The organism is Microbacterium testaceum, assembly GCF_001476285.1.
Lineage (GTDB): Bacteria > Actinomycetota > Actinomycetes > Actinomycetales > Microbacteriaceae > Microbacterium > Microbacterium testaceum_B.
In genome coordinates, this window is the sequence record NZ_LDRU01000041.1 from 19,431 (window position 1) to 39,784 (window position 20,354).

17 protein-coding genes are annotated in these 20,354 nt (G+C 70.5%); 8 read left to right on the top strand and 9 right to left on the bottom strand.

Annotated elements, in window-relative coordinates; translation table 11 throughout:
- The first annotated feature begins 74 nt into the window (after positions 1–74).
- The 4 genes from NS283_RS08610 (at position 75) to NS283_RS08625 (ending at position 3,550) form a co-directional block, all read left to right on the top strand.
- Positions 75–1,319 carry a wax ester/triacylglycerol synthase domain-containing protein gene (locus NS283_RS08610; protein ID WP_058596455.1) on the top strand — a complete coding sequence of 415 codons (1,245 nt, stop codon included), beginning with the start codon at positions 75–77 and terminating at the stop codon, positions 1,317–1,319.
- Positions 1,320–1,557: 238 nt separating this feature from the next.
- Positions 1,558–2,160 carry a hypothetical protein gene (locus NS283_RS08615; RefSeq protein ID WP_058596456.1) on the top strand — a complete coding sequence of 201 codons (603 nt, stop codon included), beginning with the start codon at positions 1,558–1,560 and terminating at the stop codon, positions 2,158–2,160.
- A gap of 65 nt (positions 2,161–2,225) precedes the next feature.
- Positions 2,226–2,969, top strand: a complete 744-nt coding sequence (locus tag NS283_RS08620; protein WP_058596483.1) for a YcnI family copper-binding membrane protein — start codon at positions 2,226–2,228, stop codon at positions 2,967–2,969.
- A gap of 8 nt (positions 2,970–2,977) precedes the next feature.
- Positions 2,978–3,550 carry a copper resistance CopC family protein gene (locus NS283_RS08625; protein WP_193751254.1) on the top strand — a complete coding sequence of 191 codons (573 nt, stop codon included), beginning with the start codon at positions 2,978–2,980 and terminating at the stop codon, positions 3,548–3,550.
- A gap of 435 nt (positions 3,551–3,985) precedes the next feature.
- On the opposite strand, the gene ypfJ is transcribed toward NS283_RS08625, so the two are convergent.
- The 7 genes from ypfJ to NS283_RS08660 form a co-directional block, all read right to left on the bottom strand.
- Positions 3,986–4,858, bottom strand: coding sequence for a KPN_02809 family neutral zinc metallopeptidase (gene ypfJ / locus NS283_RS08630; protein WP_058596484.1), 873 nt, complete (start codon positions 4,856–4,858; stop codon positions 3,986–3,988).
- A 64-nt stretch (positions 4,859–4,922) separates the two neighbouring features.
- On the bottom strand, positions 4,923–5,444 hold the full coding sequence (locus tag NS283_RS08635; RefSeq protein WP_058596458.1) for a hypothetical protein: 522 nt from the start codon (positions 5,442–5,444) through the stop codon (positions 4,923–4,925).
- Positions 5,445–5,490: 46 nt separating this feature from the next.
- Positions 5,491–6,525 carry a LacI family DNA-binding transcriptional regulator gene (locus NS283_RS08640; protein WP_058596459.1) on the bottom strand — a complete coding sequence of 345 codons (1,035 nt, stop codon included), beginning with the start codon at positions 6,523–6,525 and terminating at the stop codon, positions 5,491–5,493.
- A gap of 29 nt (positions 6,526–6,554) precedes the next feature.
- A complete protein-coding gene (locus tag NS283_RS08645; protein ID WP_241490334.1) occupies positions 6,555–7,430 on the bottom strand; it encodes a carbohydrate ABC transporter permease in 876 nt (291 codons plus the stop codon).
- Entirely contained in the window at positions 7,427–8,365 is a 939-nt protein-coding gene (locus NS283_RS08650; RefSeq protein ID WP_241490333.1) for a carbohydrate ABC transporter permease, read from the bottom strand. The genes NS283_RS08645 and NS283_RS08650 overlap by 4 nt, the downstream gene beginning before the upstream one ends.
- A gap of 56 nt (positions 8,366–8,421) precedes the next feature.
- Positions 8,422–9,738: an ABC transporter substrate-binding protein gene (locus NS283_RS08655; RefSeq protein ID WP_058596460.1), complete on the bottom strand. Its 1,317-nt coding sequence runs from the start codon at positions 9,736–9,738 to the stop codon at positions 8,422–8,424.
- Positions 9,739–9,761: 23 nt separating this feature from the next.
- Positions 9,762–11,918 carry a glycoside hydrolase family 36 protein gene (locus NS283_RS08660; RefSeq protein WP_058596461.1) on the bottom strand — a complete coding sequence of 719 codons (2,157 nt, stop codon included), beginning with the start codon at positions 11,916–11,918 and terminating at the stop codon, positions 9,762–9,764.
- A 143-nt stretch (positions 11,919–12,061) separates the two neighbouring features.
- On the opposite strand from NS283_RS08660, the gene NS283_RS08665 reads away from it, so the two are divergent.
- Positions 12,062–14,773, top strand: a complete 2,712-nt coding sequence (locus tag NS283_RS08665) for a hypothetical protein (RefSeq protein ID WP_058596462.1) — start codon at positions 12,062–12,064, stop codon at positions 14,771–14,773.
- A 64-nt stretch (positions 14,774–14,837) separates the two neighbouring features.
- Here NS283_RS08665 and NS283_RS08670 read toward each other — a convergent pair whose 3' ends face one another.
- The gene (locus tag NS283_RS08670) at positions 14,838–16,052 is read right to left on the bottom strand and encodes an amidohydrolase (protein ID WP_058596463.1); all 1,215 of its coding nucleotides are present in this window, start codon (positions 16,050–16,052) and stop codon (positions 14,838–14,840) included.
- Positions 16,053–16,277: 225 nt separating this feature from the next.
- Between NS283_RS08670 and NS283_RS08675 the strand changes: the two genes are divergently transcribed.
- The 3 genes from NS283_RS08675 (at position 16,278) to NS283_RS08685 (ending at position 19,253) form a co-directional block, all read left to right on the top strand.
- The gene (locus tag NS283_RS08675; protein WP_058596464.1) at positions 16,278–17,471 is read left to right on the top strand and encodes an NAD(P)/FAD-dependent oxidoreductase; all 1,194 of its coding nucleotides are present in this window, start codon (positions 16,278–16,280) and stop codon (positions 17,469–17,471) included.
- A gap of 112 nt (positions 17,472–17,583) precedes the next feature.
- Positions 17,584–18,771 carry a DUF4190 domain-containing protein gene (locus NS283_RS08680; protein WP_153003316.1) on the top strand — a complete coding sequence of 396 codons (1,188 nt, stop codon included), beginning with the start codon at positions 17,584–17,586 and terminating at the stop codon, positions 18,769–18,771.
- An 89-nt stretch (positions 18,772–18,860) separates the two neighbouring features.
- Complete coding sequence (locus NS283_RS08685; RefSeq protein WP_058596466.1) at positions 18,861–19,253, top strand: hypothetical protein; 393 nt, start codon at positions 18,861–18,863, stop codon at positions 19,251–19,253.
- Positions 19,254–19,335: 82 nt separating this feature from the next.
- On the opposite strand, the gene NS283_RS08690 is transcribed toward NS283_RS08685, so the two are convergent.
- Positions 19,336–20,343 (bottom strand): LacI family DNA-binding transcriptional regulator, encoded by a 1,008-nt coding sequence (locus NS283_RS08690; protein WP_058596467.1) that lies wholly within the window; start codon positions 20,341–20,343, stop codon positions 19,336–19,338.
- Positions 20,344–20,354 lie beyond the last annotated feature (11 nt).

Genomic DNA, 20,354 nt, shown 5'->3' on the forward strand with positions numbered 1-20,354 from the left:
CCGCTCGTCTCCGCGCCCGGTCTCTCGAAAGGGGGCCGGGCGCGGAGGCGTTCCGGGCCGCTACCGTTGGGCGCATGGGGGAGCCACTGTCGGCCGCGGATGCGCGCATCCTCGCGCTCGAGTCCGATGTCGTGCGCGGGCACGCGCTCAAGCTGCTCGTGCTCGACCCGGGCGAGGCGCTCGACCTCGACGCGGTGCGCGCAAGCGTCGCCGCCCGCCTTCCGGCCTTTCCCCGCGGCCGACACGTCGTGGTCGACGAGGACGGGGGCCCCGCGTGGGTCGATGCCGGCGAGGTGGATCTCGCGCACCACGTCCGCCGGCGTCCCGCCGCCGACCCCGCCGCGCTGCGCGCCACCGTGGGGCAGCTCATGTCGGAGCCCCTCGACCGCGCCCGACCGCTCTGGACGATCGACCTCATCGGCCCCCTCGCCGACGGACGCGAAGCCCTCGCGATCCGCCTTCACCACGCCGTCGCCGACGGGCTCACCGCCGTCCGCTTCCTCGAGTCGGTCGTGCTCGAACCGCACGATGCCCCGGCGCACGAGGTCGGCATCCGCGATCCCGAGGCCCGGCCCTCGAGGTGGAGCGAGTGGGAACGGATGCCACTGACCCTCGCCCGCGAACTCGGTCACCCGGGGTCCCACTCGCCGTTCGACCGCCCGATCACGGCGCACCGCGCTCTCGCGTTCGTCGACGTACCGCTGGCCGAGGCGCGCGCCGTCGGCGCCGCGCGGCCGGAGCACGCCACGGTGAACGACGTCCTTCTCGCCGTGATCGCGGGCGCGCTCCGGCGCCGTCTGCTGCATCACGGCCACGTCCCGCGCTTGAACGCCCAGGTGCCGGTGAGCCTCCACGAACGCGGCGAGGACGCCGCGGCATCCGGAAATCGTGATTCGTTCGTCGACGTCGGCCTCCACCTGCACGAGGGCGACGACGCACGGCGGCTCGACCTCATCAGCGCCGACACCCGCGCCCGCAAGCACGGTCACGACGCCCGCGCCCTCGACGAGCTGTTCCACGCGCTCGCCGCAGCGGGCCCCGTGGGGGCGGCGCTCCGCGGTCTCGCGGACGATCCGCGCGAGTTCGCGCTCGCGGTGTCGAACGTCCCGGGTCCGCGAGTGGCGGTCTCGGTCGGCGGCCGCCGCGTCGCGCATGTGTACACCTCGTCGGAGCCCGGCCCGCGGCACGCGTTGCGGGTGGCCGCGATCTCGAACGATCGCTGGCTCGGCATCGGGTTCTGCGTGGACCCCGAGGCGGTCCCCGACGTCGAGCTGCTCGCCGACGCCGCGCACGATGCCTGGGAGGCGCTGCGCGCGTGAGCCGCGGCGCGCGCGCCGCGTGGGGTGGGTCGTCGTGGGGTGGGTCGTCGTGCGGAGTCCATGCGCGAAACGCCGAGTGGCGGCATCCGGTGTCGGTGTGTCGTGTTCGAACTCCGCGTGACGGTACGGTCCACGGCCGCCTCGGAATGACCGATCGACCCCGGACGTCTCTCGACGCCGTGGCACTTCCCGCACCGGGGTCGCCCGCCCCGCCTAGGCTGGGCGCGGGAGGAGTCGCATGTCGTCGAGAGCGGGGCGCGCGCAGCGCGTCGGTCGGGGGATCGCCGCGGCCGCCGTCGCGACGTTCATCGCGACCGTCTCGCACTCCTCGGTCGGCGCCGAACTCCCTCCCGCGCTGAACGTCGCCCTCGCTCTCTCCCTCGCGGCCCCGGTGTGCGTCCTGCTGGCCGGGCGCACGGCGTCGTGGTGGCGTCTGTCGCTCGCGGTGGTGCTGAGCCAGGCGTTGTTCCACGGCATCCTGGCCCTCGACCTGCGCGGAGACGGTGTCGTCGCAACGGGCGGGCATCACGGGATGCCGGTGGTGCTCCTCGATGCCACCGGATCGAGCCACGCGGTCGTCGCGCACGGGTCGCACTCGCCGTGGATGTGGGTGGCCCACGCTTTCGCCGCGGCCGTCACGATCCTCGCGATCGGTCGAGGCGAGCGCGCCGTGCAGGTCATCGCGCGGTTCTTCCACGCCGCGCTCGCCGTGCTGCGGCCCTTCCGCGGGCTCCCCCCGCTGGCGGACGACGTACGCGCAGCGCCCGAGCCGCTCCTGCTGACGACGGCGATGACCGTGCTGTCGGCGATGAGGCATCGAGGTCCGCCGCTCGCGGCGTGACACCTCGACCCCTCATCCTCGCGCGACGCGAGTCGATCGCGCGCGCCTTCGCAGAAAGCAGCACCATGTCTCGTTCTCCCTTCCTTCGCCGTGCCCTCGTGGGCCTCGCGGCGGGCGCCGTCCTCGCGATCGGCGTACCGCTCGCGGCATCCGCTCACGTCACCGTCAACCCGAACACCGCGACCCCCGGCAGCTACGCCACGGTCAACTTCCGCGTTCCGACCGAGTCGGAGACGGCCTCCACCGTCAAGCTCGAGGTGAGCCTGCCGACCGACACGCCGCTGAGCGCGGTGCTCGTCCAGCCCGTCCCGGGTTGGACCGCCACCGTCGAGAAGGGCGCACTCCCCGCGCCCGTCGAGGCGAACGGCAACACCGTCACCGACGCGCCGTTGAAGATCGTCTGGCAGGCCGACCCGGGCGTCGGGATCGGTCAGGACCAGTTCCAGATCTTCTCGGCCGTCCTCGGACCCGTGCCCGACGTCGGACACCTCGTCCTGCCGGCGGTGCAGACCTACTCTGACGGGTCCGTCGTCGACTGGGCGGCGACCCCCGACCAGGTCGCGGCCGACTCCTCGCTCGAGCCCGCGCCGGTGCTCTACGTCAACGACACCCCGCCGACCGGTGAGCACAGCCACAGCACCGCCTCGGCCGCCCCGTCGTCGGCGGACCACGACATGGATGCCACGGCATCCGGTTCGTCGTCGGACTCGGGCACGGCGCTCGGTCTGAGCATCGCCGCCCTCGTCGTCGCGGCGATCGGTGCGGTGCTGGGCGCTCTCGCCTTCGCCCGTCGCCCGAAGCGCGGCTGAGCGTGCGCGTGTCGAAGGCCCTCGCGCGGACCGTCGCGGTTGCGGCGATCGCGCTGGGCGCCGTGCTCGGCGGGGCCCAGGCCGCCTCGGCGCACGACAGCCTCGAGTCGACGTCGCCCGCCGCGGGCGCGACGGTCTCGTCGCTGTCGGAGGTGTCGCTCGACTTCAGCGCCAATCTGCTCGGGTACGACGGCGGCAACATCGTCATCGTGCTCGGACCGGACGGGCAGCACTACGAGACCGACTGCGTGACCCTGTCGGGGCCGACCCTCACGGTTCCGGTGGCTCTGGGCGCTGCCGGGGAGTACCAGGTGGAGTGGCGCGCGGTCTCGTCCGACGGCCACCCCATCTCGGGGTCGTACTCGTTCACCTCCACGGAGGCGGGTTCGTCGACGGGCCTCGCGCAGTCGCCCTGCGCCGACGCGGCCGGCGCGGGGCAGGCCACGGCTCCCGCGACCGAGACGCCCGCGAGCGGAGCACCGTCGGGACTGACCCTGGGTCTCGTGATCGGCGGCGTGGTCGTCGTGCTCGTGGGTGTGCTGGTCGTGATCATCCTCCGGACGCGTTCGCGCGAGGAGTGACGCGGCGCCGCGGTGCCACCGTCTCGCGGAAGCGGGGTGGTGGTGCCGCGGGTGGCGGGCGTCGTGGGGCGGCTTGGGTGGCGGTGCGGTGCCGTGGGCGTCGGGCGCGGGTGGTGTGTGCCGTTAGGCGGAGTCGGCCGCGGGTGGCCCGTACCGTTAGGCGGAGTCGGTGGTGGACACGCCGGGGCGCGGCATCCTGAACCGGCGTGTCGCACGTGAACTCCGCGGGACGGTCTCGGGCGCTGTGCCGTCAGGCGGAGTTGGCCGCGGGTGGTGTGTGCCGTTAGGCGGAGTCGGTGGTGGACACGCCGGGGCGCGGCATCCTGAACCGGCGTGTCGCACGTGAACTCCGCCGGACGGCCCGGCGCGTGCGCGCCCCGCACGACGGCCCGGTGCACGCGCGGCCGGACGAACGGGCGGGCCGGATGCCGCGACCTACAGGTCCTGCCCCGCCACCGCGAACGTGTCGCAGGCGTTCACGCCGCCCTCGCGTCCGGCGTCGAACCAGCGCTGGCGCTGCTCGCTCGATCCGTGCGTCCAGCTCTCGGGGTTGATGCCGCGACCGGACTCCGCCTGGATGTGGTCGTCGCCCACCGCAGCGGCCGCCGCGAGGGCGTCACTGATCTGCTGCGGCGTCGGCGGCTCGAGGTACGGCGTGCCGTTCTCGTCGACCTGCTCGCCGGCCGCGGCAACCCAGGCGCCGGCGAAGCAATCGGCCTGCAGCTCCGTGCGCACGCCGTTGCTGTCGGGGCCGGTGCCGTTGTTCGGGTACTGCTCCATGACCCCGGTGAGGTTCTGCACGTGGTGGCCGTACTCGTGGGCGAGCACGTACAGCTGCGCGAGCGGACCGGCGGTCGTGTCGTACTGCTCGCGCAGGATCGCGAAGAACGTCGGGTCGACGTACACCGTCTCGTCGGGCGGGCAGTAGAAGGGGCCGGTGGCGTTCGAGGCCGTGCCGCACGAGGTCCCCGTGGACTGGTCGACGATGATCAGCTGCGGTTCGCGGTAGCCGTCGAGTCGTTCCTGCCAGAACTGATCGATGTTGAGGGATGCCGCCGCCAACCGGCACGAGTCGTCGCTGTTCGCGTCGGCTCCGGTCTCGCAGTTGGCGATCGCCTCTCCGCCGGTCTCCGGGCCGGCGGCTGTTCCCCCGCCGATCAGGCCGGTGAGATCCGTGCCGGTGAACAGAGAGAACAGCAGCACGACGATTCCGCCGAGGCCTACCGCCCCGCCACCCACCGCGGCGACGGTGCCGCCCCGGCGCTTGGCCGAGTTCCCGCCGACGCGGGCGTTGTCGTTGAACGTCACGACCGTCACGGTACGCGCGCGGGCGCGTTCGGACATTGGCCTTGCGCGCGGGCCTCGGAGCGGTTCAGCGCTGCGAGATCGGGTGCGTCTCGACCTCGAACTGCCCGAACGGCAGCGGCGACCACACCGAGAACGCGCTCCAGTCGTCGATCCGGAGCGTCATGATCGCCCACCATCCGACCACCAAGCCGGTCAGAGCCACGACGACGATGACCATGCGGGCGTTGTTCAGGATCCGCAGCGCGTGATCGACGTCGGTCGCGCGCCCGAGCACGCGCGTCAGGGCCGTCACCACGATGATCGCGAGGATCGCGAAGACGAGCGGGCTCGGGCTCATCGTCACCGTGCCGCAGATCGGCTCGATGTCGGTCGGCTTCCCGTCCGCGCCGATGTACCCCTTGCCGTCGCTCGCCAGGCCCCCGGAGCAGCTGCCGTGCGTCCCGCGCACGAACATCCCGAGGATCGCCGCAGCGACGACGCCCCAGATGACGAGAGAGCGGATGCCGGCGATGATCGGGGCTCCGGGCAGGAGCCCGTCGCGGTCATCGTCGGCGGTGATCTGGGCGTCCCTCTGCGTCGCGCTCATCCCTCCACCCCTGCAGGCGGGACGCGAGGCGTCGAGAGGGGGCGCCTCAGACGATCCGACGGACCGCGGCGTCCGCGGGCGGCGGGGCGGTGCTCTCGCGCACGACCAACTGCGGGCGCTCGGACGAGAAGCGGCGCCCCGTCTCCCCGGCGATCTCGTTCAGCAGGAGCTGGAGTCCGCGACGGCCGAGGCCGGCGAAGTCCTGATCGACCGTGGTGAGCGGGGGCGTCCAGAGCGAGGCGAGCGGGTGGTCGTCGAACCCGGCGACGGAGATGTCATCGGGAACACGGCGACCGGATGCCACGATCCCGCGGATCACGCCCATCGCGATCTCGTCGTTTCCGCAGAACACCGCGGTGACGGTCGGGTCATCGGCGAGACGGCGACCGATCTCGATCCCGGAACGGGGGTCCCAGGATGCGTCGCTCAGCGGGGGAACGACGGCTCCGCGACGCTTCAGCGCCCGGCGCCATCCGGTCGTTCGGCCGTCCTCCCGGCGCGACGGCGGAACCCGTACGTGGTGCACGGTCGCGTGACCGAGATCCAGCAGGTGGTCGGTGAGCTCCTCCGCGGCGCGGGACTCATCGAGCACCGCCTGGCGAAGCCCGGGCTCACGGACCCCCGAGAGGGCGACCACCGGCAGTGAGGGTGGGATGCGGTGGAGAGCGGCGACCCCGGGAGGGTCGAACTTCAGGACGCAGACCCCGGCCAGCGGCTGCGACAGCGTCGCCGCGATCGCGCGGTCGATCTCGTCGTCGTCTGTGCTCTCGACCACGGTGATCATCACCGTGTAGTCCCCGGCCCGCGCGGCCTCCTCGATCCCGCGGATCGTCTCGGCGTAGCCGTACTGCGACGTGTCCCCCGCGATCACGGCGATCACCTGTGCCTTGCGGGACGCCAGCACACGGGCCGCGGCGCTCGGCCGGAAGCCGAGCGCCGCGATGGCCGCCTCGACGGCCTCGCGCTTGGCGGGGCTAACCTTCGCCGCACCGGTCAGCACGCGCGACACCGTCGGCACCGACACCCCGGCGCGCGCCGCCACGTCGGCGATCGTGGCCGGTTTGGTGCGGGAGGGGTCCATTGCGCTCCGTCTGTGCGCGGCACCCGCCCTCATTTGACGGCGCCGCTGGTGATGCCCGAGATGATCTTGCGCTGCGCCACCATGAACGTGATGAGCAGGGGCAGGCTCATCAGAATGATGTACGCGAAGATCAGATGCCAATTCTGAAGGTACAGTCCGGCACTCGCCACCTGGTACAGGTTCAGCGGGAGGGTGTCGAGGCGACCGCCGACGACGAACAGCGCGTAGAAGACGTCGTTCCAGATGTACAGGCAGATGAGGATTGTCGCGGTCGCGAGCACCGGCATGAGCAGCGGCAGGATGATCTTCACGAAGACCCGCACCGGCGAGGCGCCGTCCACGCGCGCCGCTTCCTCCAGCTCGACGGGGATCGTGCGGACGAAGCCCGTGACGAAGAAGATCACGGTCGACATGTACATGCCCATGTACACCCCGATCATGCCGACGGGGGTGCCCGCCAGCCCCAGCTGACGCAGCAGCAGCACGATCGTGACGACGGCCGGGGGCAAGACGATGCCGCTGATCGCGACGGCGTAGACGAAGGCCAGACCCTTCGAGCGACGGCGTCCGAGGATCCAGGCGGCCATGGATCCAAGGACCAGCACGCCCAGCACCGCCGGCACCATCACCAGGACGCTTCCTCCGAAGGCGGCGAGCATACGCCCGTCTCCGATCACGGTCGCGAAGTTGTCGAGCAGGTGCCACTCCGACGGGAGGGCGAGCGAGGGGACGAATGCCTCCGCCTGCGTCTTCGACGCGGTGAGCACGGTGAGCAGGAACGGGATGCCGAGGAGCACCACCGCGACGAGGATCGCCGCCACCGGTTGCACGAAGCGGCCGAGCGGCGAACGCCGCCGGGGGATCCGCTGGGCGCGGCCGGTGGTCAGGGTCATGGTCTCGGTCACAGCACGTCCTCCCGCTTGCGCAGAATCCGGATGACGGGGAATGCCAGGATCGCGACCACGAGGAACAGCACGAGGCTCATCGTCGTGGCCTGGGCGAACAGGCCCTGGCCGAATGTCCGGAAGATGAAGATGTTGAGCAGCTCGGTCGTGCCGCCCGGGCCACCGGCCGTCGTGGCCTGCACGATGTCGAAACCGTTCATCGACCCGAGCAGGGCGGTGGCGACGTTGAACGTGACCGCCGGGGCGAGCAGGGGGAACCGGATGGAGCGGAACGTCGTCCACCATCCGGCGCCGTCGAGGCGGGCAGCTTCGAGTACGTCGTCGTTGATGGTCTTGAGGCCGGCGAGGTAGATGAGCATCGACAGGCCCATCCACTTCCACGCGTGGATGAGGGCGACCACCACGATCGTCCAGGTGGTGCTGCCGAGCCAGGCGATGTCGATGTTCTGCCCGGTCACGGCGCTCAGGATGCCGTTGAGCGCGCCGTCGGGCTTGAGCATCGCCTGGAAGATGTAGCCGACGGCGAGGGCTGACATGATCACCGGGACGAAGAACGCCACCCGCAACGCGCGGTTCGTGCGGGTGTCGCGCTCGAGCAGGAGCGCGAGCGCGAGGCCGAAGAGGTTCTGGAAGATCGCCACGAGCACGGCGTAGACGAGCGTCACAGTGAGCGCGTTCACGAGCGAGCCGTTCGAGAACAGCGAGACGAAGTTGTCGGTGCCGATGAAGTCGATCGAGCTCTTGAAGCTCGACCAGTTCGTGAACGCGTAGACGAAGTTGAAGACGGTGGGGACGGCGAAGAACACCACCAGCACCGCCAGCGCGGGGATGAGGAACCACAGGGGGTGGTCCTTCGCGTGCCGACCGCGCGGGGTGGGTCGCGCCGACCGCGGCGGCGGCGTGACCGTTCGAGGCCGCTCAAGGGTCGAAGTCATGGGGGTGTTCCTCCCGGAAAGGGGGCGCCGGACCGGAGTCCGGCGCCCCGTGCGGTTCAGAAGCCGGAGGCGCCGATGGCCTTGGCCAGTTCGGCGAACTGCGACTGCGTGGCCTCCGCGACCTGTTCCGGGGTCTTGGTGCCCTGGATCATGTCGCCGAGGTTGAGGTACAGGTCGGGGTTGGCCACGGCGAGCGCCTGCATCGAGCCGACCGAGTCGCCCAGGGACTTGCTGACGTCCAGCAGCGCCTGCGGCACGTCCGAAGACGACTCGACATCCGACTGCAGCGAGACCGTCTTCTGCGCCTGGACGAAGTCGCTGTAGCCGTCGCCGAGCCAGTACGACAGCAGCTGACGCGCGGCGGCCTCGCGCTTGGCATCCCCGGTCTTGAAGGCCACGAGGGCGTTCGACTGGTCGGGGATGAAAGTGCCGACGTTGCCCGAGGGCGAGATCGGGAAGAAGCCGATCTTCTCGTTCAGCTCGGCGGTGTCGGCGAGGGACTGCAGCTGCCCGAAGAACGAGTTCACCTGCACGGCCATGGCGGCCTCGCCCGACAGCAGCGCCGGGCCCTGGTCGTCGAAGGTCGCGGTCTTCAGGTTGGCGTTGAACAGACCCTCCTGGATCAGGCCCTGATAGGTGTCGATCGCACCCTGGATGGTCGGGTCGGTGAACTTCTCCTTGTTCTCGTTCACGCGCTCCCACAGGCCGTCCTTGGCGGCGTCCGCCAACTGGACCGAGACCCACCACTGCGTGGCCCACGGTGTACCGCCGCCGAAGTCGAAGAACGGGGTCACGCCGGCGGCCTTGAGCTGGCGCGCGTCGGCGAGGAACTCGTCCCAGTTGCCGGGGGTCTTGGTGATGCCGGCCTTCGCGAAGACGTCCTTGTTGTAGTACACGCCCTCGACGGCCGGGGTCGTGATGAGGGCCGCGTAGCGCGTGCCGTTCAGGATGCCGGTGATGTCCTTCAGCTCCGGCGTGTACTTGTCGATGAACGGCGCTCCGTCGAGCGACTGCAGGTTCGTCGAGGCGTTGAGCGCCGTCAGCTGCGAGGCCGTGGGCTGCCAGAACGCGAGGTCGGGCTTGTCGCCCGTCGCCACCTTGGTCTGCACGCTCTGCTCGTACGGGTCGGGGATCGTCACGACGTTCACCGTCGCGCCGGTGGCCGCCTCGAAGCCCTTGATCACGCTGTCGGGGACCTTGTTCGAGTTCTGCGCGGCCCAGATGGTGAGGGTCGTGCCGTCGAGCTTGGTGTCCTGTGCGGGCCAGTCCGCGGGGGCCGCGTTGCCGCCACCGGCGCCCGGGTCCGAGCAGCCGGCCAGGGCGAGTGCTGCGACAGCGGCGACGACCGTCGCAGCGAAGAACCGCTTCTTCATTGAATTGCTCCTTGTTGGTGTGATCAGTGTGATCCGGTGCGGGCGTCGTCGTCGACCTCGGTGGGTCGATGTGACAGACGCAGGGTGCGCGCGGCGAGACGGGTATCGGTGCCACGCACGTGGAGGGTTCCCGTCGTGGCATCCCAGTCGGTGTGCCAGGCGGGGAGGTCCAGGGGGAAGACCGGGGTCACCTCGACGTCGTGACCGACGAGGTGGGGGAACGACAGGGTGGTCGCGTTCGCGCCACCTCGCCGCCAGATCGAGACGAGGTCGCTCTTCGCGCCGCGCAGACCGAGCGCGAGCCACGCGTCGTCCCAGCGGGGGAGTCCGAGCGGCCAGTGCGGGTGCGCGGTCGCGATCTCGCCGCGCAGGTCCTTCGCGACGGCGATCGCGGTCGCGACGCGCGAGCGCTGCTCGTCGTTCATGCGGTTGAGGTGACCCGAGACGTAGAACCGACCCAGCAGCCCCGTGACGAGGCAGAACGAGGACTCCTCGGCATCCATCTCGGGCTGGGGATAGGCCCAGCTCGCGGCCTGCTCGGGGAGGATCGAGATCGGCGCGCTCGCGGCGATCGGCGGGTACTTGCGGAAGTCCTGCTGGTCCGAGGTCGACTGCATCGCCAGGCGCGAGAGCATCGCGTAGTCCATGCGCATCGCGCCGGAGCTGCAGTTCTCGACGATGAGATCCGGATGCCGATCCAGCACGCCGTCGATCCAGTCCAGGTGCGCGCGATTGTGACGGAGGAGTCCGTCGCCGACGCTGTCGGCGTCGCGGTCGGTCCCGGGTCCGGGGTTGATGTTGTAGTCGATCTTGAAGAACCCGATGCCGAAGTCCGCGACGAGGCGGTCGACGACGGCGTCGAGGTGTGCGCGAGCGGTGGGGTGGCGCAGATCGAGATGGAACCGGTCGTGCTCCACGACGCGTTCGCCGTTCCGCTGGAGGAACGCTTCAACGGGGAGTGCATCGGCGATCGGACTCTGGATGCCGACCACCTCGGGCTCGAGCCAGAGCCCGGCGATCATCCCCTCGGCGTGGATCGCGTCGACCACTTCGCCGAGTCCGCCCGGGAACCGGGTGGTCGACGGCATCCAGGTGCCCACGGAGTCCCACCAGTAGCCCGAGTCGTCGTACCAGCCGGCGTCGATGCAGAACACCTCGGCACCCACCTCGGCCGCGGCGCGGATGAGGGGAAGGAGCTTCTCGGTGGTGGGGTCGCCGTCGAGGGTGTTCATGTAGTCGTTGAAGATCACCGGCATCGCGGTGTTGTCCGGGTGCGTGCGGCGTGTGGCCCGGCGGTGGTCGGTCAGGGCTCCGATCGCGGACACGGCGTCGACACCGAGAGCGAGCGTCACCGGCACGCTCTCGAAGCTCTCTGCCGGGGTGAGGACGCGACTCCACCCGGAGTCGGCGTCCGTGGGTCCGGAGAGCGCGAGGTAGGCGCCGGCGGTGTCCTCGCCGATCTCCCATCGCCACGCCCCGTTGTGCTCGATCTGCCAGGCGAGCGCGAGGGATGCCTCGCGGGATTCCAGGATGCCGGTCGGCAGCTGGTGCGCGGTCGACCAGGTTCCCGTGGAGACGGCTGACAGCGAGCCGCGCGGATTGTGACCGGTGAGGTGCTCGGCGAGGGGAACGAAGTCGGGGCCGCGCAGGGGAGTGCGCGTCCACCGACCCTCGCCGAGCCAGTCATTGGTGCCCGTGAGGCGCTCCCATCCGGCGAGCGCGTCTCCGGAGTGGTCCCGAGCGGTGAATCCGGCCACCCACGACGCGACGGCGCGCAGCACGATGCGACCGTCGCCGACGTTGCTGGCGATCACGCGGCTGGTGACGGCGGCGACTCCGTCGCGCGCGGTCAGTTCGAGGCGCACCTCGAGATCGCCCGAGCGTTCCCGGATCACGAGTCGGCGGACGCCGCCTTCGTCGATCTCGTGGTGGTCGACGTACCGCAGTCGTGCGCCGTGCTCCGTGTGGGCGAGGCGACCGGAGGCGGGGCGATGCCCGGCGTCGGCGGTGAGGATCTCGACCGCGGGGACGCGGTGGACGGGCAAGGTGCGGCCGGCGACGGCGACGGCGGAGCACGTGACGGGCGACTCGGCATCCCAGTCGAACGTCAGCGTCACCCGGTCGTTGCCCCACGCCAGGGTGGGCTTCGCGCCGGTGGCTGCGGGTTGCGTCGTCGTCATTCGTCTCTCCGTCGTGTCGAACTGAAGAGGACGCTAGCCGACGTTGAAAGCGTTATCAAGCACGATCTTGAAACCGCTATCAAATCTGGTTACATTTCCTTCGGGCGCAACGCCGCGTCCTCTGATCGATGGAGACACCCCCGATGAGACACCCCCGATGGATCGCCGCGAGCGCGATCGGAGCCGTCGTGCTCGGTACGCTCGCCACTTTCGTTCCCGCCGCGACCCCCGCGACAGCCGCCACCACCGACACCCTGTCCGTTGACTTCGCCGCCACCACCGGCGACTTCCGCGGCGGGGCGTCGGGCACCCTGTACGGCCTCGGCGACGACGGTGCGCCGACCCAGGCGCTGATCAACGGCGCCCACGTCACCAACACCTCGCAGAAGGCGCCGTTCGGCACGCAGCACCCCAGCGGCGACGCGCTGAAGGTCGAGAAGGGATTCTTCGCCAAGAACGGCACGCAGCTCGACATCTACATCCAGGACTACTACCCCGACTGGGCCTACAACGGAGGGAAGCGTCCGGGCGACGACCGGACCTACAACCAGGCGGACGGCACGTACACGAACCAGTCCAACGGCATCTGGGACTACCTCGAGGTCGTGGAGTTCGTCACCGAAGCGGTCGCCACGAAGTCGGCGCACCCGAAGGATTACGTCTTCATCCCGTTCAACGAGCCGGACGGGGGAAACTGGTACGCCGACAACACGTTCTTCGCGCAGCAGTTCCTGCCGGACTGGAAGGCGGCGGTCGAGAAGATCCGCGCGGTGTACGCCCGGCACGGCCTGGGCGACCCGGTCATCGGCGGCCCGGGTGATGCCTCCTGGCATGCCGACCGCACGGCCACCTGGCTCGACTACGCGAAGCAGACGAACACTCTGCCGCAGTTCATGATCTGGCACGAGCTCGGCATCGACAATCTCGCGACCTACCGCTCGCACTACGCCGAGTACCGCAAGCTGGAGGCCGACCGTGGCATCAGCCCGCGCCAGATCAACATCACCGAGTACGGCCTCCTGCGTGACATGGGGGTCCCGGGGCAGCTGATCCAGTGGTTCTCGATGTTCGAGGACACGAAGGTCGACGCGCAGACCGCCTACTGGAACTACGCGGGCAACTTCTCCGACAACTCCGCGCGGCCCAACGGCGCCAACGCGGGGTGGTGGATGTTCAAGTGGTACGGCGACCTGGCCGGGAGCCAGACGGTGAAGGTCACCCCGCCGAAGCTGAACGTCGCCGACACCCTTCAGGGAATCGGCTCGATCGACACCGCCGACAAGAAGGCGACAGTTCTGTACGGAGGGTCGGGCGCCGACACGGTGTCGCTCGCGCTCACCGGTCTGAGCTCGAGTGTGTTCGGCTCGCGCGTCGACGTCGAGGTGCGCGAGGCTCCGCTCTCGGGTGCCGAGGGGCTCGCCGCCACGCCGCGCGTCGTGACCTCTCTCTCGGGCGTGGCCGTGACTAACGGCGCCCTTCAGGTGAACGTGCCGAACTACGACCGGTACGCCGGCTACCAGGTCGTCGTCACCCCGCAGCGGGATGCCGTGCCCTCCACGGCTCAGGTCTGGTCGACGTCCGTGGAAGCGGAGGACACGACGATCACCGGTGCCCGCGTCTACGACCAGTCGCCCACGGGGAACGGCGGATGGATGTTCCTCGCCTCGCACGGTCGCGATGTCGGATCGTTCAACAACGCCTCGGCGAAGGCCGATTGGAGCGTGACCGTTCCGCGGGACGGCACCTACCGCTTCCAGGTCATCGGCGCGACCCCCGGCACGCCGGGCCGCCACGCGCTATTTGTCGACAACGCCAACCCCACGACGGTGCAGTACACCGCCGACCTTGCGCTGAACGACAACAGCAAGTGGAAGTACCGCGGCAGTGCCGAGGTGCAGATCGCCCTGAAGAAGGGCACGCACACGCTGTCGCTGCGCGCGAGCGCCGACGGGTCGACGGTGCTGCCGAACGCCGACATCACTCTCGACAAGTTCGTGCTCACCGACGTCACCGACGGAGAGGCGACCGTGTATCCGGCATCCACGATCCGGCTCGCGGGCGCTGCGGCGCTCACGTACGACGTGTCCGGAAGCCGCGGAGCTGCCAAGATCGGGGCCGATGGTCGGGCCGACGTCTACGCCACGGCCTTCCAGTCCGGGTACTACGACGTCAAGGTCGACTACCGCACGACCGGAGCGTCCGACGTCGCCGTCGACCTGAACGGGCGCCGCGTGGCGTCGGGGACCGCCAACGGGGCGGGCACCTGGTCGACGACCGCTCGTCTGCACCTGTCGGAGGGCATCAACGAGATCGAGGTGCGCTCGCAGGCGGGTGTGGCGCTCACGGCGGTGACCACCACGCGTGTCGCCTCGGCCGACTCCGCCGCCATCAAGGTCGAGGCGGAGTCCGGCACCCGCAACGGCGGGGCGCGCGTGGGGACGTACGACGCTGCGTCCGGCTCGAACGTCTCGGGCGGGAAGTTCGTTGGCAACCTGGGTAACGGGACGGGCAACACGCTCACGATCCCGAGGGCGGTCGGCTTCACCACCGCCGGTGACTACGACATCGTCGTGAAGTACGCCAACGCGGAGGTCTCGGGTCGACACGACTACAACCCCCAGGTCGTCGACCGTCGCCTGCAGGTGACCGAGGCGGGCGTGGGGCGCGTGGGCGAGGGCTACTTCCGCTACACCTATGCGTGGAACAGCTTCTGGGAGCGCACGATCCCGGTCACGCTGTCGACGACGAACGGGGCGATCGTGCTGGGCAACGACGGCCCGTGGGCACCCGATGTCGACTACGTGGTCGTCGCTCCCGTGCGCGTCGGGCAGCCGTCGACCGTCAAAATCGGCTGATCGCGCACACGAGAGGTGCCCACGTCCTCACGGACGCGGGCACCTCTCACGTGCGATCCGGATGTCAGTCCAAGAACTCCCGCGCCGCCACCACGAGGTTTTCGACGCCTCGGTCGATCGTCGGCTGCATCACCGGGGCGAAGAACGGCGAGTGGTTCGTCGGGATGTCACGCTCGATCGTGCCGCCGGCCAAGGCATCCGAGAACTTCTGCGGGTCCACTCCGCCCCAGAACCAGTAGACGAGCGGCACGCCCGCGTCGCGTGCGAACCACGACACGTCTTCGCTGCCGGTGAACATGCCCGGGTCGACGACGCTCGTCTCGCCGAACGCCCGACGGAAGGCCGCGGTCAGGCGGGCCGTGGCATCCGGATCGTTGATCGTCGGCGGCAGCGTGTGGTCGGTCGTGATGGTCGGGGTCTGCTCGGCTCCGGAGGCCTGCGCCTCGGCGCGGACGATACGTTCGACCTTCTCGAGCACGCGGTCGCGCGCGGCGTCGTCGGGGTAGCGCAGGCTCAGCTCGAGCTTCGCCTCGGCGGGGATGATGTTGTTCTTCAGGCCCGCGTGGATCGAGCCGACGGTCACGACGGCGACGTCGCGCGGGTCGACCTCGCGCGACACGATCGTCTGCAGCCGCATGACCGTCGCCGCGGCCATGACGACCGGGTCGATCGTGGAGTGCGGGCGCGAGCCGTGTCCGCCGCGACCGTGCAGCACCACGGTGAGTCCGTCGGATGCCGCCATCTGGGTGCCTGGGCGCACGCCGATCGTGCCCGCGGGGAGAGGCGTCACGTGCTGACCGAGCACGATGTCGGGCTTCGGATAGCGGTCCAGGATGCCGTCGTCGAGCATCGCGCGAGCCCCGGCGCCGTACTCCTCGGCGGGCTGGAACACCGCGATGACGGTGCCCGACCACTCGTCGGTCGTCGCCACGAGCCGCTCGAGCGCGCCGATCATGGCGGTGATGTGCATGTCGTGCCCGCACGCGTGCATGACGGGAACGGCGTTGCCCGCCGGGTCGGTGCCGCGGGCGGTGCTGGCGTACGCGAGGCCCGTCTGCTCCTCGACGGGGAGTCCGTCGGTGTCGGCGCGCAGCCACACGACCGGACCGTCGCCGTTGTCGATCCGCGTGACGATGCCCGTGCGGCCGACCCCCTCTTCGAACTCGAGACCGAGGTCGGTCAGGTGCCGTGCGATCACGCCCGCCGTGCGCGTCTCCTGGAACGACAGCTCGGGGTGGGCGTGCAGGTCGATGTACAGGTTCTCGAGGTCGACGCTCATGCCCCGAGCCTAGTTCGCCGTGCCGCGCCGCGACCCTCCCCGCCGCCGCGCGGCCTGGGCATTGAGTGTCCAAGACACCCGGAACCCTCAAAAAATCGTCCGGGTGTTTTGGACACTCAACCTGGCCGGCCGGCCCCGCGCGGGGGTCATCCACGTCCGCTACCGGATGCCGCCTCGCCCCGCAACCCGTCCCGGGCACCCCGGCGCGACGGCGAGGCTGGCCGCATGACCACGACTCACTTCGATCACCTCATCGTCGGCGGCGGCATGGTCGCGGACACGGCGGCGCGCGGCATCCGTGAGATCGATGCCAACGGCTCGATCGGCATCCTGAGCGATGACGTCGACGCGCCCTACACGCGCCCCGCGCTCAGCAAGAAGCTGTGGACCGACGACGAGTTCACGTGGGACAAGGTGCCGCTCGGCACCGCGGACGACACCGGCGCCGACATCCGCCTGCGCACGCGGGTCACGGCGATCCGCCCCGAGGAGCGGGAGGTGGATGCCGACGGCCAGACGTTCTCGTACGGAACCCTCCTGCTCGCCACGGGTGGGAAGCCCGTCGCCCTGCCGATCGAGGATCGGTCGAACGGTGAGCGGGCGCTGACCTTCCGTACCGCTGAGGACTACCGCCGTCTGCGGTCGCTCGCGGACGAGGTCGACCGGATCGCGGTCGTCGGGGGCGGCTACATCGGCTCGGAACTCGCCGCGGCTCTCGTGCAGAACGGCGTCGACACCGTGCTCATCCACACCGGGGCCGTCCTCGGCGACGCCGTGTTCCCCGCCGCGCTCGCGGAGAGGTTCGAGAAGCTCTTCCGTGATGCCGGTGTCGAGATCGTCGCCGGGTCGAAGGTCGCCGGGGGAGACGCGGATGCCACGGGCGCGCGCCTCGAGCTCGAGAACGGCGACGTGGTCCGGGCGGATGCGGTGGTCAGCGGTCTCGGGATCGAGGTCGCGACCGACCTGGCCGAGGGGGCCGGACTCACCGTCGATGACGGCATCGTCGTCGACGCGCAGCTGCGCACCTCGACCGACGGGGTCTGGGCGGCGGGAGACGTCGCGAGCTACCCCGACCGGATCCTCGGTCGCCGCCGTGTCGAGCACGTCGACAACGCGAACGAGCAGGGTCGGGCCGCGGGCCGCAATCTCGCGGGTGCCGCCGAGCCGTACACGCACACGCCGTACTACTACTCGGCGGTATTCGGCATCCGGTACGAGGCGGTCGGGACCCTGGATGCCGCTCTCGACACCGTCGAGGACTGGATCGATCCCGAGCGCGGTGTCGTCTACTACCTCGACGACGACCGTGTCGTCGGTGTGCTGCTGTGGAACGTCGAAGACGCGCGGGACGCGGCGCGGAAGGTGCTGGCCGAGGCCGATCGGCTGTCGCGCGACGACCTCCCCGGTCCTATCCGCTAGCGCCTCGAGCGGCTCTTGTCACGCCCTCGCCCGTCACAGCGGGGTGCGGAGGCCGTCGCTATGATTCTCGTGCGTTGCTCGACGCCGCCGCGGAGAATCCTGGGGAGTTCCTATGCCTGAGCCCATTCTGATGCACCTGACGCTTCCGGCGGGCCCGGCGCGCGACGCGGTCGGGGCTTCTCTGGCCGAGCAGGGGTTCACGGTGCAGCCCACCGCCACGGGATCGCTCGACGTCTCGCGCGGGAGCCTCGGCACGACGCTCGTCGCCGGGGCCTTCGCCGGGCAGGACATGCACGTGCGATTCGACGTGCACGTGCGTGACGAGCCGGACGGATCCGTGGTCGAGTTCGTCCACTCCGCGGCCGGTGGCTTCTTCAAGGGCGGTGCGGTCGGCGCGGTCAAAGCGGGTGACGTCGTTCGTGAAGCGGCGCACCGGACCGGCGTCCGGCTCGCCGAGCAGGGACTCGTCCAGGGCGCGGTTCCCGTCCCTCCGGCCCCCGACGCGGCGGCGGGTGCTCCCGCGCCCGAGGGCGCTCCGGCCTCCGCGGGTGCTCCGGCTCCCGAGGGCGCGGCTCCGGCCGCCCCGCCGTACGCCGGGGCGCAGCCGGGCGGGGTTCCGGCGTACGCCGGCTCGGCATCCATCCCCCCGCCCGTGGACTACGCGAACCGCACCAACGTCGTGTCGATCTTCGCGCTCGTGCTCGGCTTCGTCGTGCCGATCGGCGGCATCATCGCCGGAGCGATCGGCCTCTCGCAGGTCAAGCGCACCGGCGAGAAGGGCCGCGGTCTCGCGATCGCCGGCATCATCGTCGGTTCGGTGATGACCCTCCTGGGCATCATCGGCGTCGTCCTCTTCTTCGTGTTCCTCACCATCGGCGCCGCCGCGTCGGAGGCTCAGTCGTCGGGAGACGGTGGCTACTCCGACCCGGGTCAGGGCGGCGACTCGAGCCAGCTGATGACGCTGACGGTCGGGGAGTGCCTCGACGATGTCGCTTCGGGTGTCCTCACGACCGACAACCTGGTCGACTGCGACCTGCCGCACACCTACGAGGTCTTCGGCGACTTCACCGTGCCCGACGGCACCTTCCCCGGCGACGACGCGATCACGGCCTCCGCGCAGGAGCAGTGCAACGCCGCCTTCGAGGCGTACATCGGCGTCTCGTACAACGACTCGACCCTCGACTACAGCTACGTCAGCCCGACGAGCGACACGTGGGCGCAGGGCGACCGCGAGATCTCGTGCCTGGTGACCGACCCCTCCGGCGAGACCACGGGAACGCTGCAGGGGGCTGCGCGCTGACGTCGGTGCTGGCGGGCTCGGCGACGACGTGGAGGACGTTGGTCCTTCATGCATAACGGCAGGATCCCGAAGTAGATCAGGGGAGGCGCGTGACCGAACGGGGAACGCTCGTCAACGGACTCGAGGTGCAGGCGGTCGCGAGGCGCGAGGGCTCCGGCATCCGGGTGGTTCTCTGGGCCGAGCCGAGCGAGCTGACGCGGGACTACGACCGTGTCTTCCGCGCTGACCTCGACGACTATCTGCTGTCAGCGGAGCGCGGGGAACACTTCGGCATGACATTCCCCCTGACGGGGGCAGAGGCCATGATGACGGGCGTCACTCTTCGCGGGCTCGACGGCATGGCACCGCGGCACAGTGTGACCAGCGAGGCCGGCGGATCGGAACATCCCTGGCGGATCGTCTATCGCTCGCCGATCTGGCAGCCCGCGGAGGTCCTCCTCGCCGGCGCGGGGGTCGCCTTACATGTCACGGTCGAAGACTGATGTGAACCACGGCCGCGGACTCCCGGTCGCTCGCTTGGTAGGAGCGGAGGGATGCCGAGCCCCGGCGCCATAGCCGCGCCCGTCAGCGTCGCGAGACGTCGACCGGCCCGGTCGAGCCGCGGTCGACCAGCTCGAAGGGGAGGGTGCCGAGCCCCGGCGCCGGGTCGGCGCCGTCGAGCTCGGCGAGTGCCGCTTCCGCCGCGCGCTCTCCCTGGCCGCGCGCGAACTGGTCGACGGTCGTGAGGCCGAACCAGCGGCCGAGCTCGTGCCCGTCGACGCCGATGATCGACACGTCGGCGGGAACCCGCAGGCCGAGCTCGCGCGCGGCGAGGATCGCGCCGATGGCCATCTCGTCGGATGCCGCGAAGATCGCGGTGGGCGGGACGTCGCCGCTCAGCGTGCGGGTCGCGGCTGCGGAACCGCCCTCGATGGTGAAGTCGGCCGGCTCGAACACGGCGTCGGCGCCGATGGCATCCATCGTCTCGGTGAAACCGAGCCGGCGGAGTGCGGGAACCGACGATGCCGCGTTGGTCGTCGTGTCGGCGCCGATGTGGGTGACGCGGCGGTGCCCGAGCGCGATGAGGTGCTCGGTCGCGAGGCGTCCGACTGCCCGGTCGTCGACCGTGAGCGTCGTCAGCAGCGGGTTCGGGCCGCCGATCGAGACCACCGGCACGCCGAGGCTGCGGAGCAGCGCCGACTCGGCGGCATCCATCTCGATCGCGATCGTGACGACGGCGTCGATGCGACGCCGGCGCAGGTGGTCCTCGAAGACGCGGCGGCGCTCGGCCGGGTCGGCGCTCACGCTGTAGAGCGTGATGTCGTAGCCCTCGCGGACGAGTGCGTCGGAGATCCCCGCGAGAACGGTGCTGAAGAACCACCGGTCGAGGAACGGCACGACGACGCCGACCGCCCGGGCCCGCCCGGTCGCGAGGCTCGACGCTGCCGCCGAGACGACGTACCCGAGTTCCTCGGCGGCAGCGAGCACGCGATCGCGCGTCGCGGTCGACACCGGACCGCGTCCGCTCAAGGCGCGCGAGACCGTGGCCGTCGACACTCCCGCCCGGCGGGCGACGTCGTCGATACCGGCCACGGTCTCGCGAT

Excerpts from the sequence above, each read along its gene's own strand:
- NS283_RS08610 (WP_058596455.1), top strand. The coding sequence starts at position 75 with ATGGGGGAGCCACTGTCGGCCGCGGATGCGCGCATCCTCGCGCTCGAG.
- NS283_RS08670 (WP_058596463.1), bottom strand. The coding sequence starts at position 16,052 with ATGAGCGTCGACCTCGAGAACCTGTACATCGACCTGCACGCCCACCCC.
- NS283_RS08675 (WP_058596464.1), top strand. The coding sequence starts at position 16,278 with ATGACCACGACTCACTTCGATCACCTCATCGTCGGCGGCGGCATGGTC.
- NS283_RS08650 (WP_241490333.1), bottom strand. The coding sequence starts at position 8,365 with ATGACTTCGACCCTTGAGCGGCCTCGAACGGTCACGCCGCCGCCGCGG.
- NS283_RS08615 (WP_058596456.1), top strand. The coding sequence starts at position 1,558 with ATGTCGTCGAGAGCGGGGCGCGCGCAGCGCGTCGGTCGGGGGATCGCC.
- NS283_RS08640 (WP_058596459.1), bottom strand. The coding sequence starts at position 6,525 with ATGGACCCCTCCCGCACCAAACCGGCCACGATCGCCGACGTGGCGGCG.
- NS283_RS08680 (WP_153003316.1), top strand. The coding sequence starts at position 17,584 with ATGCCTGAGCCCATTCTGATGCACCTGACGCTTCCGGCGGGCCCGGCG.
- NS283_RS08660 (WP_058596461.1), bottom strand. The coding sequence starts at position 11,918 with ATGACGACGACGCAACCCGCAGCCACCGGCGCGAAGCCCACCCTGGCG.
- NS283_RS08620 (WP_058596483.1), top strand. The coding sequence starts at position 2,226 with ATGTCTCGTTCTCCCTTCCTTCGCCGTGCCCTCGTGGGCCTCGCGGCG.
- NS283_RS08635 (WP_058596458.1), bottom strand. The coding sequence starts at position 5,444 with ATGAGCGCGACGCAGAGGGACGCCCAGATCACCGCCGACGATGACCGC.
- NS283_RS08655 (WP_058596460.1), bottom strand. The coding sequence starts at position 9,738 with ATGAAGAAGCGGTTCTTCGCTGCGACGGTCGTCGCCGCTGTCGCAGCA.
- NS283_RS08665 (WP_058596462.1), top strand. The coding sequence starts at position 12,062 with ATGAGACACCCCCGATGGATCGCCGCGAGCGCGATCGGAGCCGTCGTG.